The organism is Mycobacterium kiyosense, assembly GCA_021654635.1.
In the GTDB taxonomy this organism is placed as follows: Bacteria; Actinomycetota; Actinomycetes; order Mycobacteriales; family Mycobacteriaceae; genus Mycobacterium; species Mycobacterium kiyosense.
In genome coordinates this window covers 5,668,854-5,683,370 of record AP025179.1, presented here as the reverse complement: position 1 = coordinate 5,683,370, position 14,517 = coordinate 5,668,854, and the positions used below count along the sequence as shown (strand labels likewise).

Genomic DNA, 14,517 nt, shown 5'->3' with positions numbered 1-14,517 from the left:
GGATGGACGTCTGGAGTCTGCGTGTCCTTCACTGTCGTGACACCTGCGATCGGCAAACTACAAGCGTGTCTGGAAAACTGATCGTCTCGGTCTCGGGTATCGGTGAGCACACCCTGTCCGACGTCGAGGACTTCTGCGCGCAGATGGACTCCCGCGCCGTCCCGGTGTCGCTGTTGGTGGCACCGCGCCTCGGCGACCGCTACCGCCTCGACCGCGACCCGCGCACCGTCGACTGGCTGGCCGCCCGGCGTTCCGGCGGCGACGCGCTGGTGCTGCACGGCTTCGACGAATCCGCCGTCAAGAAGCGCCGCGGCGAGTTCGCCACGCTGCACGCCCACGAGGCCAGCCTCCGGCTCAAGGGCGCCGACCGGGTGCTCGAGCATCTCGGGCTGCGCACCCGGCTGTTCGCGGCGCCGGGCTGGCTGGTTTCACCGGGCGTGGTCAAGGCGTTGCCGGGCAACGGCTTTCGCCTGCTCGCCGATGCTTACGGGATCAGCGACCTGGTGCGCGACACCACCGTGCGGGCCCGCGTGCTGGGCATCGGCGAAGGGTATCTGGCCGAGCCGTGGTGGTGCCGGATGGTGGTGATGTCCGCCGAGCGCACCGCGCGGCGCGGCGGGGTGGTGCGCATCGCGGTCGCCGCCCGCCACTTGCGTAAGCCCGGACCGCGCCAAGCCATGCTCGACGCCGTCGACCTTGCCCTGCTGCAGCAATGCACGCCGATGGTGTACCGGTGGCGCGCCGACAAGGCGGTTCTAGACGCCGCGTAGCGTCTTCGCGCGGCGGGCCGGCCACCACATCGGTGGCACTACCCTGTACCGACATGAGCGAAGCGACTGCGGGTTCCGACGAGTTGAAAGCCTTCACGGCGGACGCGATCGTCGTCGGTGCCGGGCTGGCCGGACTGGTGGCGGCCTGCGAACTGGCGGAACGCGGTCTGCGGGTGCTGATCCTGGACCAGGAGAACAGCGCCAACCTGGGCGGGCAGGCGTACTGGTCGTTCGGTGGCCTGTTCTTCGTCAACAGCCCCGAGCAGCGTCGGCTGGGCATTCGCGACAGCCACGAACTCGCGCTGCAGGACTGGCTGGGCACCGCAGCGTTCGACCGGCCCGAGGATTACTGGCCGGAGCAGTGGGCGCACGCGTACGTCGACTTCGCGGCGGGGGAGAAGCGCAGCTGGCTACGGGCCCGCGGCCTGAAGATCTTCCCGCTGGTCGGCTGGGCCGAGCGGGGAGGTTACGACGCACAGGGACACGGCAATTCGGTGCCGCGGTTCCACATCACCTGGGGCACCGGGCCCGCGCTGGTCGAGATCTTCGCCCGGCAGCTGCGCAACCGGCCGAACGTGCGGTTCGCGCACCGCCATCAGGTGGACCGGTTGATCGTGGCGGGCGACGCGGTGACCGGTGTCCGGGGCACCGTGTTGGAACCGTCCGATCAGCCGCGCGGGGTGCCGTCCTCACGGAAAGGGTTGAGAAAGTTCGAGTTTCGCGCCGGCGCGGTGATCGTCACCAGCGGGGGCATCGGCGGCAACCACGATCTGGTGCGCAAGAACTGGCCGCGTCGGATGGGCCGCGCGCCCAAGCAGTTGCTCAGCGGGGTGCCCGCGCACGTGGACGGCCGGATGCTCGGCATCGCCCAGAAAGCCGGTGCGCGGGTGATCAACCCCGACCGGATGTGGCACTACACCGAAGGCATCACCAACTACGAACCGGTCTGGCCGCAGCACGGTATCCGGATCATTCCCGGGCCGTCGTCGCTGTGGCTGGACGGGGAGGGCAATCGGCTGCCGGTGCCGCTGTATCCGGGCTTCGACACGCTGGGCACCTTGGAGCACATCGCCCATACCGGTTACGACTACACGTGGTTTGTGTTGAACGCCAAGATCATTGAGAAGGAATTCGCGCTGTCGGGCCAGGAGCAGAACCCGGACCTGACCGGGCAGAGCGTGCGCCAGTTGCTGCGCTCGCGGGCCAGTTCCGGTCCGCCGGCGCCAGTGCAGGCGTTCATCGACCGGGGCGTGGACTTCGTCACCGCCGATTCACTGCCCGGGCTGGTGGCCGCCATGAACGAGTTGCCCGACGTGCAGCCGCTGGACTACGACACCGTGGCGGCGGCCGTCACCGCGCGCGATCGTGAGGTGGCCAACCGGTTCACCAAGGACGGTCAGATCACCGCGATCCGCGCCGCCCGCACCTATCTGGGTGACCGTTTGGGTCGGGTGGTCGCGCCGCATCGTCTGGCCGATCCCAAGGCTGGCCCGCTGATCGCGGTCAAGTTGCACATCCTCACCCGAAGACGTTGGGCGGCATAGAGACCGACCTGGACTCGCGGGTCCTCAAGGCCGACGGCAGCCCGGTGGCCGGGCTGTATGCGGCCGGCGAGGTCGCCGGCTTCGGCGGTGGCGGCGTGCACGGTTACCGTGCGCTGGAGGGCACCTTCCTGGGCGGCTGCATCTTCTCCGGCCGGGCCGCCGGCCGCGGCGCCGCCGCCGACATCGCCTAGTCCACCCCGCGTCTACCCCACGTCTACCCCACGTCTACCCCGCGTCTACCCCGCCGAGCGTCACGCCAGCGCAGCAGTCGGCGCCGAGCGTCACGCCAGCGCAACGCTCGCGGCTGACGTCGGCAGCTCGGCGATACCACCGGCCGCGGCGCCGCCGCAAACAGCACGGCTGACTCGCGGTCAGAAGCTGACCGCGTCCTCCTCCGGTAGCACCTGGAAGTCGGTGTCGGTCATCTCGGTGAGCCGCCCGTAGTAGATGCCGCGCGCCGCGGGCGCCACGATGCCCTGGTGGATGGGGACCGCCCGGACAGGGTTCACCGCCCGCAGGTAGTCGACAGCTTCGGAGATCTTCATCCACGGCGCCGCCGCGGGAGTGGCCAACACGTCCACGGGTTCGTCGGGCACGAACAGCGCATCGCCGGGATGCATCAACCTGGCCGGGTGGTCGCCGTCGCCGATCACAAACGAGATGTTCTCGATTACCGGGATTTCCGGATGAATCACCGCATGCCGACCGCCCAGGGCGCGAATGGTCAGCTGCCCCACCGAAAGTTCGTCACCCACGTGCACCGCCTGGCAGGGCTCGCCCAGCTGCGCGGTGGTCTGCGGGTCGGCGTACAGCGGGGCGTCCGGGTTGGCTTCCAGCAACGCCGGCAGCCGCGAGACGTCGACGTGGTCGGGGTGTTGGTGGGTGATCAGGATCGCCGACAGGCCGGTGATGCCCTCGAAGCCGTGGGCGAAGCTGCCCGGGTCGAATAAGACTTTCGTTTGACCGAACTCGGCGAGAAGGCACGAATGGCCGAAATGCGTCAGTTGCATGTCTACGATTGTGCCCTGATGGGGGCCGTGCAGCTGCGGATGATTCTGGCGACGATGCTGGTCGCCGGCAATGTCGTCGTCGCGCTGATCGTGGTGGCGCCCGCACACGCCGAGCCGCAGACCTGCCCGCCGATCTGTGACCAGATCCCGTCAACCGCGTGGATCGCCCATCGGTCGGTGCCGCTGGATGCGGTGTCCGGCTGGCCGCCGCTCGCCGGCCGCGCGGTGCCGGTGACCGGCACGACGCCGCAGTTCAAGTTCGAGCAGGTCTGCGCAACCCCGGCCGTCCCGCAGGACACTCGCAACTCGACCGTCGCGGCCCGCGTCACGGTGACCCGTCCCGACGGCCAGTGGCAACTGCACGCCCAGATCATGCACTGGCGCGGTGACACCGCCCGCGGCGGCGCGCTGGCCGCATCGGTCTTCGGCAGCGCGGTCGCCGCACTGCGCGCCTGCCAGCTGGGCGCACCGGCACAGTCGCCGTCGGTCACCGATGACGAGCCCACCCGGATGGCGGCGGTGATCAGCGGACCGGTCCTCGTGCACACCTATCTGCTGGCTCACGTCGCCAGCAGCACGATCAGCGAGCTGACGCTGTGGGCGAGCGGGTCCCCCGAAGTGGCGTGGCCGGTGATCTCCGACGCCGCCGTCCTGGACGCGATGACCGCTCCGCTGTGCGAGGCCTACATCGCGTCCTGTTCGTGACGCGCGAAATCCGTTCCGGCGCCGTATTTTTAACCGGTATGTTGGGTCGATGGTGACACTCGACGTGCTCTACAGCGCCGCTTCCCATCCCTGGCCGCAGTTGCGGGACAGCGTGCTGCGAGCCGAAGCCGACGGGTTCGGCACCGCGTGGGTGTTCGACCACCTCTCCGGCGCGATGTTGTCCGGCTCCCGGATGCTGGAGTGCTTCACGCTGGCCGGGGCGCTGGCCGCGGCGACGTCCTCGATAAAGGTCGGCACCCTGGTGGTGAACGCGGCCAACCGGCCCGCCGGGGTGACCGTGGCGGCGGCCGCCTCGGTCCAGGAAATCAGTGGCGGCCGCTTCGTGTTCGGGCTGGGCGCGGGAGCGGCGCCGGGCAGCCCCTGGTCGCGTGAGCACGAACTTGTCGGAATCGCGCTCAGCGACTCGATGCGGCAGCGGCACCGGCACCTGCGCGACGTGCTCGACCTGTGCGACGCTCAGTGGGACCCGAACCGGGCCGCACAGTGGACGGGGTTTCCGCTGCCCGACCCGCGTCCGCCGGTGCTGCTCGGAGTCAACAGCATCGCCCTGGCCGAGCTCGCCGGACAGCGATGCGATGCGGTGAACGTCGCACTCGAGCACCCCCGCATCGGCGAGTTTTTCGAGGCGGCCCGCGCCGCCCGCGCGGCGTCGGCGCAACCGGATGCTGCGCTGCTGCTCAACGCCTGGACGGCGCTGTCCGAGGCGGCACTCGATCCCGACGGCGCAGCGCAGCGCCGCATCGCCGAGTTGGGCGGCGACGGCCTGATCCTGGTCGGCTAGGCGCGGTAGAGTTGGCCCGTCTGTCCGCCCGTCGGGCGAGACGGGGATCGGAGCTGAGGAGGAGCGCGTTGGCCCGGGTGGTCGTGCATGTGATGCCCAAAGCGGAGATTCTCGATCCGCAGGGTCAGGCAATCGTCGGCGCGCTGGGCCGGCTGGGTCATCGGGGTATTTCGGATGTCCGTCAGGGCAAGCGGTTTGAGCTGGAGGTCGACGACACCGTCGACGACGTCGCGCTGGCCGAGATCGCCGAGTCGTTATTGGCCAACACCGTGATCGAGGACTGGACGATCAGCCGGGAACCGCGGTGACGGCCCGTATCGGCGTCATCACCTTTCCCGGCAGCCTCGACGACGTGGACGCCGCGCGAGCGGCGCGCAAGGTGGGCGCCGAGGTGGTCAACCTCTGGCACGCCGACGCCGATCTCAAAGGCGTCGACGCGGTGGTGGTACCGGGCGGCTTCTCCTACGGGGACTATCTGCGCGCGGGAGCGATCGCCCGGTTCGCTCCGGTGATGGGCGAAGTGGTCGCCGCCGCCGGCCGCGGCATGCCGGTGTTGGGTATTTGCAACGGTTTTCAGGTGCTGTGCGAAGCGGGCCTGCTGCCCGGCGCGCTGACCCGCAACGTGGGCCTGCATTTCGTCTGCCGCGACGTCTGGCTGCGGGTGGCCTCGACGGCGACGGCCTGGACGTCGCGCTTCGAGCCCGACGCCGACCTGCTGATCCCGCTGAAGTCCGGCGAGGGTCGCTATGTGGCACCCAAGCAGGTGCTCGACGAGCTGGAGGGCGAGGGCCGGGTGGTGTTCCGCTACCGGGACAACATCAACGGTTCGCAGCACGACATCGCCGGTGTCACCTCGGCCAACCGGCGCGTGGTCGGCCTGATGCCGCACCCCGAGCACGCGATCGAAGCGCTGACCGGGCCGTCCGAAGACGGGCTGGGCCTGTTCTACTCCGCGCTCGACGCGGTGCTGGCCGCCTGAACCTGATCAGGCCGTGAGCGTCGCGTAAGGTGTTGCGGCACTGCGTAACTCGTCGAACGCCGCGGTGAGCGCCGCGGTCGCGTCGTGGGTGTCGGTGAAGGTCTTGTCGTCGGTCAGCACCGCGATGCCGAGCTGGTCGGCGTAGCTCCACACGGTGATGTTGACCGGCGCCGCGGGGGAGAGTACCCCGGTGGAGTAGATCTCGCTGACCGGGGCACCGGCGAAGTTCCCGCGCCGGCGCGGGCCCAGCACGCTGGACACCGCCACGTTCATGATCTTGTTCGGCGCGTCGCGCCGGCCCAGCCAGCGGAACATCGCCGGCGCGATTGCCGCGGGCAGGTAGCTCATCATCCGCCCGTACAGGCCGGGGCCGAGGATCTCGTGGTCCTCCTTGGCGATCCGGGTGGCCAGCGCCACCAGCCGTACCCGTTCGACCGGGTCGTCGATGTGCACCGGCAGCGAGACGGACAGACCGCTGATCTCGTTGCCGGTGATTCGGTCCGACTTGTCGGTGGCGGTCGGGACCGACGCGACGATGGGCCGGTCGGCGACTCCGTCGTAGTCCAGTAGCAGCGTGCGCAGGCCCCCGGCGGCCATCGAAAGGATCAGGTCGTTGATCGTCACACCTAGCTCCGCGGCGGTGGCCTTGACCTCGGCCAATGGCAGCGCCGCGCTGGCGAATCGGCGTTGGGGCGACACCACGTGACTGTTGAGGAAGGTCGGTGGGGCGTCGAATGCGGCGGCGAGATCGGGGTGGCCGCCGCGTTCCCGGGAGCGTCGGCGCACCCCGGCCACGCCCCGCGCGGCGTCCCTGATCAACCCGGGCAACGCCGCGAGCTGGCGGAACTGGTCCGCCAGCGCTGCCCGGACCAGACCGAAAGTCGTTGCAGTGCAATCCGTCTCGCAGTCGGTTGCGGCCACGTCAACCAGGTTCATCAGGCGTGCCAACAGGTTCGCCGACGCGATGCCGTCGGCCAGACAGTGGTGTACCTTCCCGATCACCGCGCACCGGCCGCCGGCCAGTCCCTCGGCGAAATGGAACTCCCACAGCGGACGTCCGCGGTCCAGCGGCGTCGAGGCGATCTCACCGATCACCTGGTCCAGTTCGCGCCGACCACCCGGTGCCGGGATCTGTACCCGGCGCAGGTGGTAGTCCAGGTCCGCCTCGCAGTTCTCTCGCCACATCGGATGGCCGAGCCGCCAGGGCATCTCGACCAGCTGGTAGCGCAACGGCTCCAGCAGGTGCATCCGCCCGGACAGGTGGCGGCGGAATGCCTCGAAGCCGAAAGGTGCTGTGCCCGGATCGATCACGGCCACTTTCAGGGTGTGGGTGTGCAGGTTGGGCGTTTCGCTGTAGAGCAGCATCGCGTCCATGCCGTTCAGCCGTTTCATTACGACCTGCTCTCAACCCAACACGGGCAGCCGGCGCTGGGCGGATAACCGGTCCAGCGCGCGCTGCATCACCGAGCGGACGTAAGCATCCACTTCGGCGACGTCGGGGTCGGTGCCGAATTGCGCGACGACGTCGATCGGCTCGAGCACCTCGGTCACGATCTTGGCCGGCAGCGGCAGGTTGGGCGGGAAGATCACACTGATGCCGAACGGGAAACCGAAGCTGACCGGCAGGATGTCCATCCGGGCCTTGGTCAGCCCCAGTTTGCGGGCCAGCCAGTTGCCGCGGGTGAGGAACAGCTGGGTTTCCTGCGCGCCGATCGACACCGTCGGCACGATTGGTACCCCGGCTTCGACGGCGGTGGTGACGTAGCCGGTGCGGCCGTTGAAGTCGACGGTGTTCGCTTCGAACGTCGGTCGGTAGGAGTCGTAGTCGCCGCCTGGGAAGACCAGCACCACCGCGCCGGAATGCAGTGCGGCGGCGGCATTTTCCCGGCTAGCCTCGATCACCCCGAGCCGGCGCAGCCAGCCGTCCATCGGACCGATGAACAGTCCGTAGTGGCCGAGGGTGTAGACGGGGCGGTCGTAGCCGAAGGTGTCGTAGTAGGCCGGCGAGAAGATGAACACATCCGGGGTGAACATGCCGCCGGAGTGGTTGGAGACCACCAGCGCGCCGCCGGCGGCAGGGATGTTCTGCAGATTTCGTACTTCGGCGCGGTGCCACCGCCTGACCATCGGTGCGACGGTGTCGATGACCTGCTTGGTGAATGCGGGATCCCACTTGGCGATCTCGCGTGCGTCCGGATTGTCGCTGGCGGTCATGGCGTTCTCCGATGGTCGGCGATGGTGGCGTTGTGATGGGGATTACCCGTTCCGCCGCTCTACGTATGTAGAGAATATGCTACTCTCGAATAAAGAGAATGTCATTATCACACAGTGTGGCATACCGCACAGCAACGAGTCAGGGGAGGCGCCATGGCCGAAATAGTGCTTGTCACAGGAGGATTCGGGCTGGTCGGATCGCAAACCGTGCGCCGGCTGGCCGCCGGTGGCCACCAGGTGGTGGCCACCGACCTCGGCACCCCGGCGCAGCGCAAGGCGGCCAGGTCGCTGCCCGCCGGCGCCCAGGCGTACTGGGCGGACCTCACCGATCCGCAGGCCGTCGCGAAGCTGATCGCCCAGGTCGAGCCGGCCGTGGTCATCCACCTGGCCGCGGTGATCCCGCCGGTGATCTACGGCCAGCCCGAGCTCGCGCGCCGGGTCAACGTCGACGCGACGGTGTCGCTGTTGCGGGCTGCCGAATCATGCCGGCAACCGCCCCGCTTCATCCAGGCGTCCAGCAACGCCGTGCACGGGGCCCGCAATCCGCACCGCCACCCGCAGCTGCTGACCGCCGACAGCCCCCTCGCCCCGTCGGACAGCTACGGGGCACACAAGGCGGAAGCCGAGCGCCACGTGCGGAGCTCGAGCCTGCCGTGGGTGATCCTGCGGCTGGGCGGCGTGATGAGCGTCGACCCCGGCGCGATGCCGTTCACGTTCGACGCGCTCTACTTCGAAAGCGCGCTGCCCACCGACGGGCGGATGCACAGCGTCGACGTCCGCGATGTCGCGGTCGCGTTCGCTGCCGCAACAACCGCTCCCGCGCGAGACGTGGTCGGCGAGATCTTGCTGATCGCCGGCGACGAATCGCACCAGCTGTTGCAGGGCGAGGTGGGCGCGGCGTTGGCGGCCACCCGCGGCCTGGACGACGTATTACCCGGAGGACGGCCCGGTGACCCCGACAGCGACGAGAACTGGTTCGTCACCGACTGGATGGACACCACCCGATCCCAGGAGCTGCTGGACTTCCAGCACCACCGGTGGCCGGACATGCTGGCCGAGATGCGTGCGGCCACCGGCTGGCGCCGGCACCCGATGCGATTGCTGGCGCCCCTGGCCCGGTTGGTGCTCAAGCGGCGTGCGGCTTATCGGGACGCGCCGGGACGCTACGCGGACCCGTGGGGCGCTATGCGTACCAAGCTCGGCGAACCACGGCCGGACAGGGTGCTCGCCGGGCGCCTGGTCTGAGAGGTTCAGCCGGCATCCAGTACCAGTGTCGGAGAAGGCAATTCGACGACCGGAGCCAACCTGCTGAAAAGATCGATCGCGGCGGCGATGGCACGGTCGGCGAAGCCGGTCAATTCGTGGAAGTCCACCCGGCCCCCGACCCGGCGGGTCTGCTCGGCGCTGACTCCGATTCGCTGCGGGTCCGAGGACCCGTGCACCACGGCGGTGACGTCGCGGTTCACCCGGTTCCAGCTGTCGGCGAACTGGGTCAGCCGCCGACGATCGTCGGCCGGAAAGAAGCACGCGGGAGTGACCCGAATGGTGAACACATCGGGGTGCGCGGGCGGTATCTCCAAGTGCACATGCAGGCGCCGCTCGACGTCGAGGACGAAGAAGAACTCGCCGTCGTGGCGGCCGCGGAAGTACCGCCGCCCGCGGGTGCGCAGGTAGCGCTCGATCAAGTCGGTGCTCAGCGGCTCGGCCGAGAAGTCAGTCATGATGTCGATGCTCCGGCACCCGGCTATGCGGACGCTTTCGGCAAAGCCAGGGATGGCGAAGAATCAGTTGAGAATTCGCTGAGCGAGTCGGTTTCCGCGGTTTCCGGTTCCCCGGTGCTAGGAGCCGTCCGAGGTCGCCGCCGGCCGTCTCTTCCTAGACCAGCACATAGTCCGAATCCCGGTACGCCTCAAGGAGTCTGAGCCACAGCTCGCTGATCGTCGGAAAGCACGGCACCGCATGCCACAACCGGTCGATGGCAACCTGCCCGGCAACGGCGACGGTGGCCGCATGCAGCAGTTCGGTGACACCGGGCCCCACCAGCGTCACGCCCAGTACGCGGCCGTCGTCGACGCCGACCACCATCCTGGCCCGCCCGGTGTAGCCGTCGGCGAACAGCTTGGCACCGGTCACGACGTCGCCGATCTCGACGTCGACGATCTTGGCGCGGTGCCCGTGTTGCGCAGCCTGCTCGGCGGTCAGCCCCACCGACGCCGCTTCCGGGTCGGTGAAGAATGCCTGCGGCACCGCATAGTGGTCGGCGGTGGTGGCGTGCTCGCCCCACGGCGAGGTGTCCAGTGGCCGGCCCTGCGCGCGAGCGGCGATGGCCGCCCCCGCGATCCGCGCCTGATACTTGCCCTGATGGGTGAGCAGGGCGCGGTGGTTGACGTCACCGGCGGCATACAACCACCCCTCGCCGACGGCCCGCACCCGACAGGTGTCGTCGACGTCCAACCAGCTGCCCGGCTCCAATCCGACTGTCTCCAAACCGATGTCGTCGGTGCTCGGTGCCCGGCCGGTGGCGAACAGGATCTCGTCGACCTCCAGTGTGCTGCCGTCGTCGAGCTCGGCCAGCACCGGTCCGGGTCTGCTCAGCTTGGTTACCGAAACGCCTTTGCGGACGTCGACGCCGGCATCGCGCAGACCCTTCTCGATGAGTTCGCCGACGAACGGCTCCATCCGCGGCAACAGCCGCGAACGGACCAGCAGCGTGACCGACGCACCCAAACCCTGCCAGGCCGTTGCCAATTCGACGCCGACACCGCCGGCACCGACGATCGCGAGCCGGCCCGGGACCGAACTGCTATCGGTACCTTGGCGATTCGTCCACGGCCGGACGTCGTCGATGCCCGGCAGTTCGGGTAGCGCGGCGCGGGTACCGGTGCACACGACGACGGCATGCCGGGCGGTCAGGGTGCTCTGGCCGCCGCCGGGCTCGGCTACCGTGACCCGACGCGGACCCGCCAACCGGCCGTGCCCACGGATCAGCGTCGCGCCCGTACCGGCGATCCAATCGGCCTGACCGGAGTCGTCCCAGTTGCCGACATAGTGGTCGCGACGGGCGAACGCGGCGGCGGCGTCAATCGAGCCGCTGACCGCCTGCCGTGCGCCGTCGACGCGGCGCGCATCGGCTAAGGCGAGGACCGGACGCAGCAGCGCCTTGCTCGGCACGCAGGCCCAGTACGAGCACTCGCCACCGGCGAGTTCGCGCTCGACGATCGCGACACTCAAGCCGGCCACCCGGGCCCGGTCCGCGACGTTCTCGCCGACCGGCCCAGCGCCCAGCACCACCACGTCGAAGTCCCGCTCGGTCATCGTCGATCGTCCTTTCAGTCCGGCAGCGCAGTTCAGTCCGGCCCCGCAGACCTGCTATGCGGGTGGGCTCAGCGCCACCGACGCCTCGGCGGTGTAGCACAGGAACGTCAGGGTCTCCTGCAGATACAACTGCACGGTGTCGGCGTCGTGACTGAGGTAGCCGATCGACACGTCGGTACCCAGTTGCAGGTCGAAGTCGCCGCCGCGAGTGGTCAGCAGGAAGGCGCCGTCGATGGCCGGCGCCCAGATGATGTCGCCGTCGACCAGCCGGTTGAGGTGCTCGAGGATCGGATAGCCGTGCGCGGTGGTCTCGCTGACCTTGGTGTAGGCGTCCGCCGACAGCAGCACCGAGTACGGTCCGTCCACCCCGGCCAACCGCAGCTCGGTCAGCGCCTGGGTGATCACGTCGGGGATGTCGCGCGGATCCTCCGGCAGCGTCAGGGGCGGATTGGAGCTGGACTTGCGGATGCCGTCGATCGACGCCGCGGGGTAGCCCTCGAAGATGGCGCGGTCCTCGACGAACGCCAGCTTCTTGGCGGCCGCCTTGACCGGGTCCCAGTCGGAGTCGTTGGACCCGCGCTCCACGTCGTCGATCTCGGCGCGGGACAAGGTGAACGGAACCCGCAACCGCACCAGCGGTTTGCTGGCGCGCAGGTGGGCCACCACGCCGTCGGTGGGTGCCGCCACGTCGAGCAGGCGGCCGGTGCTGACCGCCGCGGTAACCGGGCCGCCGGGCTCGCTGACGTCAACCACGCGGCGCCCGGCGAGGTGCCGTTTGAAGGTGCGCGAGGCCTCCAATTCGATTTCGGCCCAAGCGACTTCGGTGACCGGTGCCAGATCGCGGTACAGGTTGTTCATCGGGACATTCCTTTCAGGCTGCCGATCGAGAGGGAACCGTCGGAGGAGGGTGCAGCTATCGCCGGGGCGGGCGCGGGCGTCTGGGGCAGCGGCGGCGGGTCGTCGAGGAAGTCGACGGTGGGGGAGAAGAACATGGTGCCGGTGACGGCGGTGGAGAAGTCCAGCACCCGATCGGTGTTGCCAGGCGGGTCGCCGAGGAACATGTTCCGCAACATCTGTTCGGTGACGGCGGGGCTGCGCGAATACCCGATGAAGTAGGTGCCGTACTCGCCTTTGCCGACTTCGCCGAACGGCATGTTGTGCCGCACGATCTTCAGCTCGGTGCCGTCGTCGTCGGTGATCACATTGAGGGCGATGTGCGAGTTGGACGGCTTCACGTCGTCGTCCATCTCGATGTCTTCGAGTTTGGTCCGCCCGATCACCCGCTCCTGCTCAGTGACCGACAGCGATTCCCACGACGTCATGTCGTGCACGTACTTCTGCACGTGCACGTAGCAGGAGCCGGTGAAGTCGGGGTCCTCGTCGCCGATTGCGGTGGCGCTCACCGCGATTGGGCCGTCCGGGTTCTCGGTGCCGTCGACGAAGCCGAGCAGGTCGCGGTTGTCGAAGAAACGGAAGCCGTGCACCTCGTCGACCACCGTCACCGCGCCGGCCATCGCCTTGAGAATGCGCCCGGCCAGTTCGAAACACACGTCCATGGTTTCGGCGCGGATGTGGAACAACAGGTCACCCGGGGTGGCCGGCGCCGTGTGGCGCGGACCCTGCAACGCGACGAACGGGTGCAACTCGGCGGGCCGCGGTCCGGAGAACAACCGGTCCCAGGCATCCGAGCCGATCGAGGTGATCACCGACAGTCGTTTGGCCGGGTCGCGAAAGCCGATCGCGCGCACCAATCCGGAGATGTCGGCCAATGCGTCGTGGACTGTCTCCTCGCCACCTTCGTCGATGGTGGCCACCAGGAAGATCGCGGCGGGCGTCAGGGGCGCCAGAATGGGCTGTGGCTGAACAGCGGGCACAGGGTCGACCCTAACCTCCCCGGTCCACGCAGTGGTGCTTAACCTGGCTACATGGTGGCCACCGCGCCCGGGCTGGGTGAATTCATCGACGCGTCCCCGTCGCCGTTTCACGCCTGCGCGACGGCGGCCGTACGTCTGCTCGATGCCGGGTACACCGAATTGCGCGAGCCCGACCGCTGGCCCGCCGAGCCGGGCCGCTATTTCGTGGTGCGGGCCGGATCGCTGGTCGCCTGGCACGGCGGGGCGCCGGGCACGCCGTTTCGCATCGTCGGCGCCCACACCGACAGTCCGAACCTGCGGGTCAAGCAGCACCCGGACCGCGCGGTCGCCGGCTGGCGGCTGGTGGCGCTCGAACCGTACGGCGGCGCGTGGCTGAACTCCTGGCTGGACCGCGACCTGGGCATCAGCGGGCGGTTGTCGGTGCGCGACGGCACCGGGGTCAGCCATCGGCTGGTGCGGATCGACGAGCCCATCCTGCGGGTGCCGCAGCTGGCCATCCACCTGGCCGACGACCGCAAGTCGGTGACGCTGGATCCGCAGCGCCACCTCAACGCGGTATGGGGGGTCGGGGAGGGGTCGTTCCTCGAGTACGTCACCGGCCGCGCGGGCGTCGCGGTGGCCGACTTGCTGGCCGCGGACCTGATGACGCACGACCTGACCCCGTCGGCGGTGATCGGCGCGGACGCCAGCCTGCTCAGCGCGCCGCGGCTGGACAACCAGGCCAGCTGCTACGCCGGACTGGAGGCCCTGCTGGCCGTCGAGCCGGGCGAATTCGTGCCGGTGCTGGCGCTGTTCGACCACGAGGAAGTGGGGTCGACCTCCGACCACGGTGCCCAATCCAACCTGCTGACCACCATCCTGGAGCGCATGGTGCTGGCCGGCGGCGGTGGCCGGGAGGACTACCTGCGGCTGCTGCCCGCCTCGCTGCTGGCTTCGGCCGACATGGCGCACGCCACCCATCCCAACTATCCGGAGCGCCACGAGCCGGGCCACTGGATCGAGGTCAACGGCGGGCCGGTGCTCAAGGTGCACCCCAACCTGCGCTACGCCACCGACGGACGCACGGCCGCGGCGTTCGCGTTGGCCTGTGAGCAGGCAGGGGGTGTCGCTGCAACGTTACGAACACCGCGCCGACCTGCCGTGCGGGTCGACCATCGGGCCGATGGCCTCGGCGCGGACCGGGATTCCGACCGTCGACGTCGGCGCTGCCCAACTCGCCATGCACTCGGCGCGCGAGTTGATGGGCGCCCACGACGTAGCCCGGTATGCCGCCGCGCTACGGGCGTTTCTCGCACCGGGCTGAC

13 protein-coding genes and 2 pseudogenes are annotated in these 14,517 nt (G+C 69.1%); 8 read left to right on the top strand and 7 right to left on the bottom strand.

All coding sequences use genetic code 11. The features are described 5' to 3' along the window. Positions 1-65 precede the first annotated feature (65 nt). Entirely contained in the window at positions 66-770 is a 705-nt protein-coding gene (locus L6444_RS26715; RefSeq protein ID WP_236978235.1) for a DUF2334 domain-containing protein, read from the top strand. 32 nt (positions 771-802) lie between these two features. Beyond that, positions 803-2,505 (top strand): annotated as a pseudogene (locus L6444_RS26710) (FAD-binding dehydrogenase). A gap of 180 nt (positions 2,506-2,685) precedes the next feature. Here the strand turns inward: L6444_RS26710 and L6444_RS26705 are convergent. Beyond that, positions 2,686-3,324: an MBL fold metallo-hydrolase gene (locus L6444_RS26705; protein WP_236978234.1), complete on the bottom strand. Its 639-nt coding sequence runs from the start codon at positions 3,322-3,324 to the stop codon at positions 2,686-2,688. Between L6444_RS26705 and L6444_RS26700 the strand changes: the two genes are divergently transcribed. The 4 genes from L6444_RS26700 (at position 3,301) to purQ (ending at position 5,810) form a co-directional block, all read left to right on the top strand. Then, complete coding sequence (locus L6444_RS26700; RefSeq protein WP_236978233.1) at positions 3,301-4,029, top strand: ATPase; 729 nt, start codon at positions 3,301-3,303, stop codon at positions 4,027-4,029. The genes L6444_RS26705 and L6444_RS26700 overlap by 24 nt on opposite strands. A gap of 49 nt (positions 4,030-4,078) precedes the next feature. After that, the gene (locus tag L6444_RS26695) at positions 4,079-4,831 is read left to right on the top strand and encodes an LLM class flavin-dependent oxidoreductase (protein ID WP_236978232.1); all 753 of its coding nucleotides are present in this window, start codon (positions 4,079-4,081) and stop codon (positions 4,829-4,831) included. Between the two features lie 68 nt (positions 4,832-4,899). Further along, a complete protein-coding gene (gene purS / locus L6444_RS26690) occupies positions 4,900-5,139 on the top strand; it encodes a phosphoribosylformylglycinamidine synthase subunit PurS (RefSeq protein WP_236978231.1) in 240 nt (79 codons plus the stop codon). Further along, positions 5,136-5,810, top strand: a complete 675-nt coding sequence (gene purQ, locus L6444_RS26685; RefSeq protein WP_236978229.1) for a phosphoribosylformylglycinamidine synthase subunit PurQ — start codon at positions 5,136-5,138, stop codon at positions 5,808-5,810. The genes purS and purQ overlap by 4 nt, the downstream gene beginning before the upstream one ends. Before the next feature lie 6 nt (positions 5,811-5,816). Here the strand turns inward: purQ and L6444_RS26680 are convergent, their stop codons facing one another. Beyond that, the gene (locus tag L6444_RS26680) at positions 5,817-7,202 is read right to left on the bottom strand and encodes a WS/DGAT/MGAT family O-acyltransferase (protein ID WP_236978228.1); all 1,386 of its coding nucleotides are present in this window, start codon (positions 7,200-7,202) and stop codon (positions 5,817-5,819) included. Positions 7,203-7,214: 12 nt separating this feature from the next. Next, positions 7,215-8,024, bottom strand: a complete 810-nt coding sequence (locus tag L6444_RS26675) for a lysophospholipid acyltransferase family protein (RefSeq protein WP_236978227.1) — start codon at positions 8,022-8,024, stop codon at positions 7,215-7,217. 153 nt (positions 8,025-8,177) lie between these two features. Between L6444_RS26675 and L6444_RS26670 the strand changes: the two genes are divergently transcribed. Then, positions 8,178-9,269 (top strand): NAD-dependent epimerase/dehydratase family protein, encoded by a 1,092-nt coding sequence (locus L6444_RS26670; protein WP_236978226.1) that lies wholly within the window; start codon positions 8,178-8,180, stop codon positions 9,267-9,269. Between the two features lie 5 nt (positions 9,270-9,274). Here L6444_RS26670 and L6444_RS26665 read toward each other — a convergent pair whose 3' ends face one another. From L6444_RS26665 to L6444_RS26650, 4 genes are all read right to left on the bottom strand, one after another. Then, positions 9,275-9,745, bottom strand: coding sequence for a hypothetical protein (locus tag L6444_RS26665; RefSeq protein WP_236978225.1), 471 nt, complete (start codon positions 9,743-9,745; stop codon positions 9,275-9,277). A 154-nt stretch (positions 9,746-9,899) separates the two neighbouring features. Continuing rightward, positions 9,900-11,339, bottom strand: coding sequence for a dihydrolipoyl dehydrogenase family protein (locus tag L6444_RS26660; protein ID WP_236978224.1), 1,440 nt, complete (start codon positions 11,337-11,339; stop codon positions 9,900-9,902). 54 nt (positions 11,340-11,393) lie between these two features. Next, positions 11,394-12,197, bottom strand: coding sequence for a family 1 encapsulin nanocompartment shell protein (locus tag L6444_RS26655; protein ID WP_236978223.1), 804 nt, complete (start codon positions 12,195-12,197; stop codon positions 11,394-11,396). Continuing rightward, complete coding sequence (locus L6444_RS26650) at positions 12,194-13,213, bottom strand: Dyp-type peroxidase (RefSeq protein ID WP_236978221.1); 1,020 nt, start codon at positions 13,211-13,213, stop codon at positions 12,194-12,196. Before L6444_RS26650 ends, L6444_RS26655 begins: the two co-directional genes overlap by 4 nt. Before the next feature lie 51 nt (positions 13,214-13,264). On the opposite strand from L6444_RS26650, the pseudogene L6444_RS26645 reads away from it, so the two are divergent. Continuing rightward, positions 13,265-14,516, top strand: a pseudogene (locus L6444_RS26645) (M18 family aminopeptidase). The last annotated feature ends 1 nt before the right edge of the window (position 14,517 follow it).

Excerpts from the sequence above, each read along its gene's own strand:
- L6444_RS26680 (WP_236978228.1), bottom strand. The coding sequence starts at position 7,202 with ATGAAACGGCTGAACGGCATGGACGCGATGCTGCTCTACAGCGAAACG.
- L6444_RS26700 (WP_236978233.1), top strand. The coding sequence starts at position 3,301 with ATGGCCGAAATGCGTCAGTTGCATGTCTACGATTGTGCCCTGATGGGG.
- L6444_RS26670 (WP_236978226.1), top strand. The coding sequence starts at position 8,178 with ATGGCCGAAATAGTGCTTGTCACAGGAGGATTCGGGCTGGTCGGATCG.
- L6444_RS26675 (WP_236978227.1), bottom strand. The coding sequence starts at position 8,024 with ATGACCGCCAGCGACAATCCGGACGCACGCGAGATCGCCAAGTGGGAT.
- L6444_RS26665 (WP_236978225.1), bottom strand. The coding sequence starts at position 9,745 with ATGACTGACTTCTCGGCCGAGCCGCTGAGCACCGACTTGATCGAGCGC.
- L6444_RS26705 (WP_236978234.1), bottom strand. The coding sequence starts at position 3,324 with ATGCAACTGACGCATTTCGGCCATTCGTGCCTTCTCGCCGAGTTCGGT.
- L6444_RS26695 (WP_236978232.1), top strand. The coding sequence starts at position 4,079 with ATGGTGACACTCGACGTGCTCTACAGCGCCGCTTCCCATCCCTGGCCG.
- L6444_RS26655 (WP_236978223.1), bottom strand. The coding sequence starts at position 12,197 with ATGAACAACCTGTACCGCGATCTGGCACCGGTCACCGAAGTCGCTTGG.
- L6444_RS26660 (WP_236978224.1), bottom strand. The coding sequence starts at position 11,339 with ATGACCGAGCGGGACTTCGACGTGGTGGTGCTGGGCGCTGGGCCGGTC.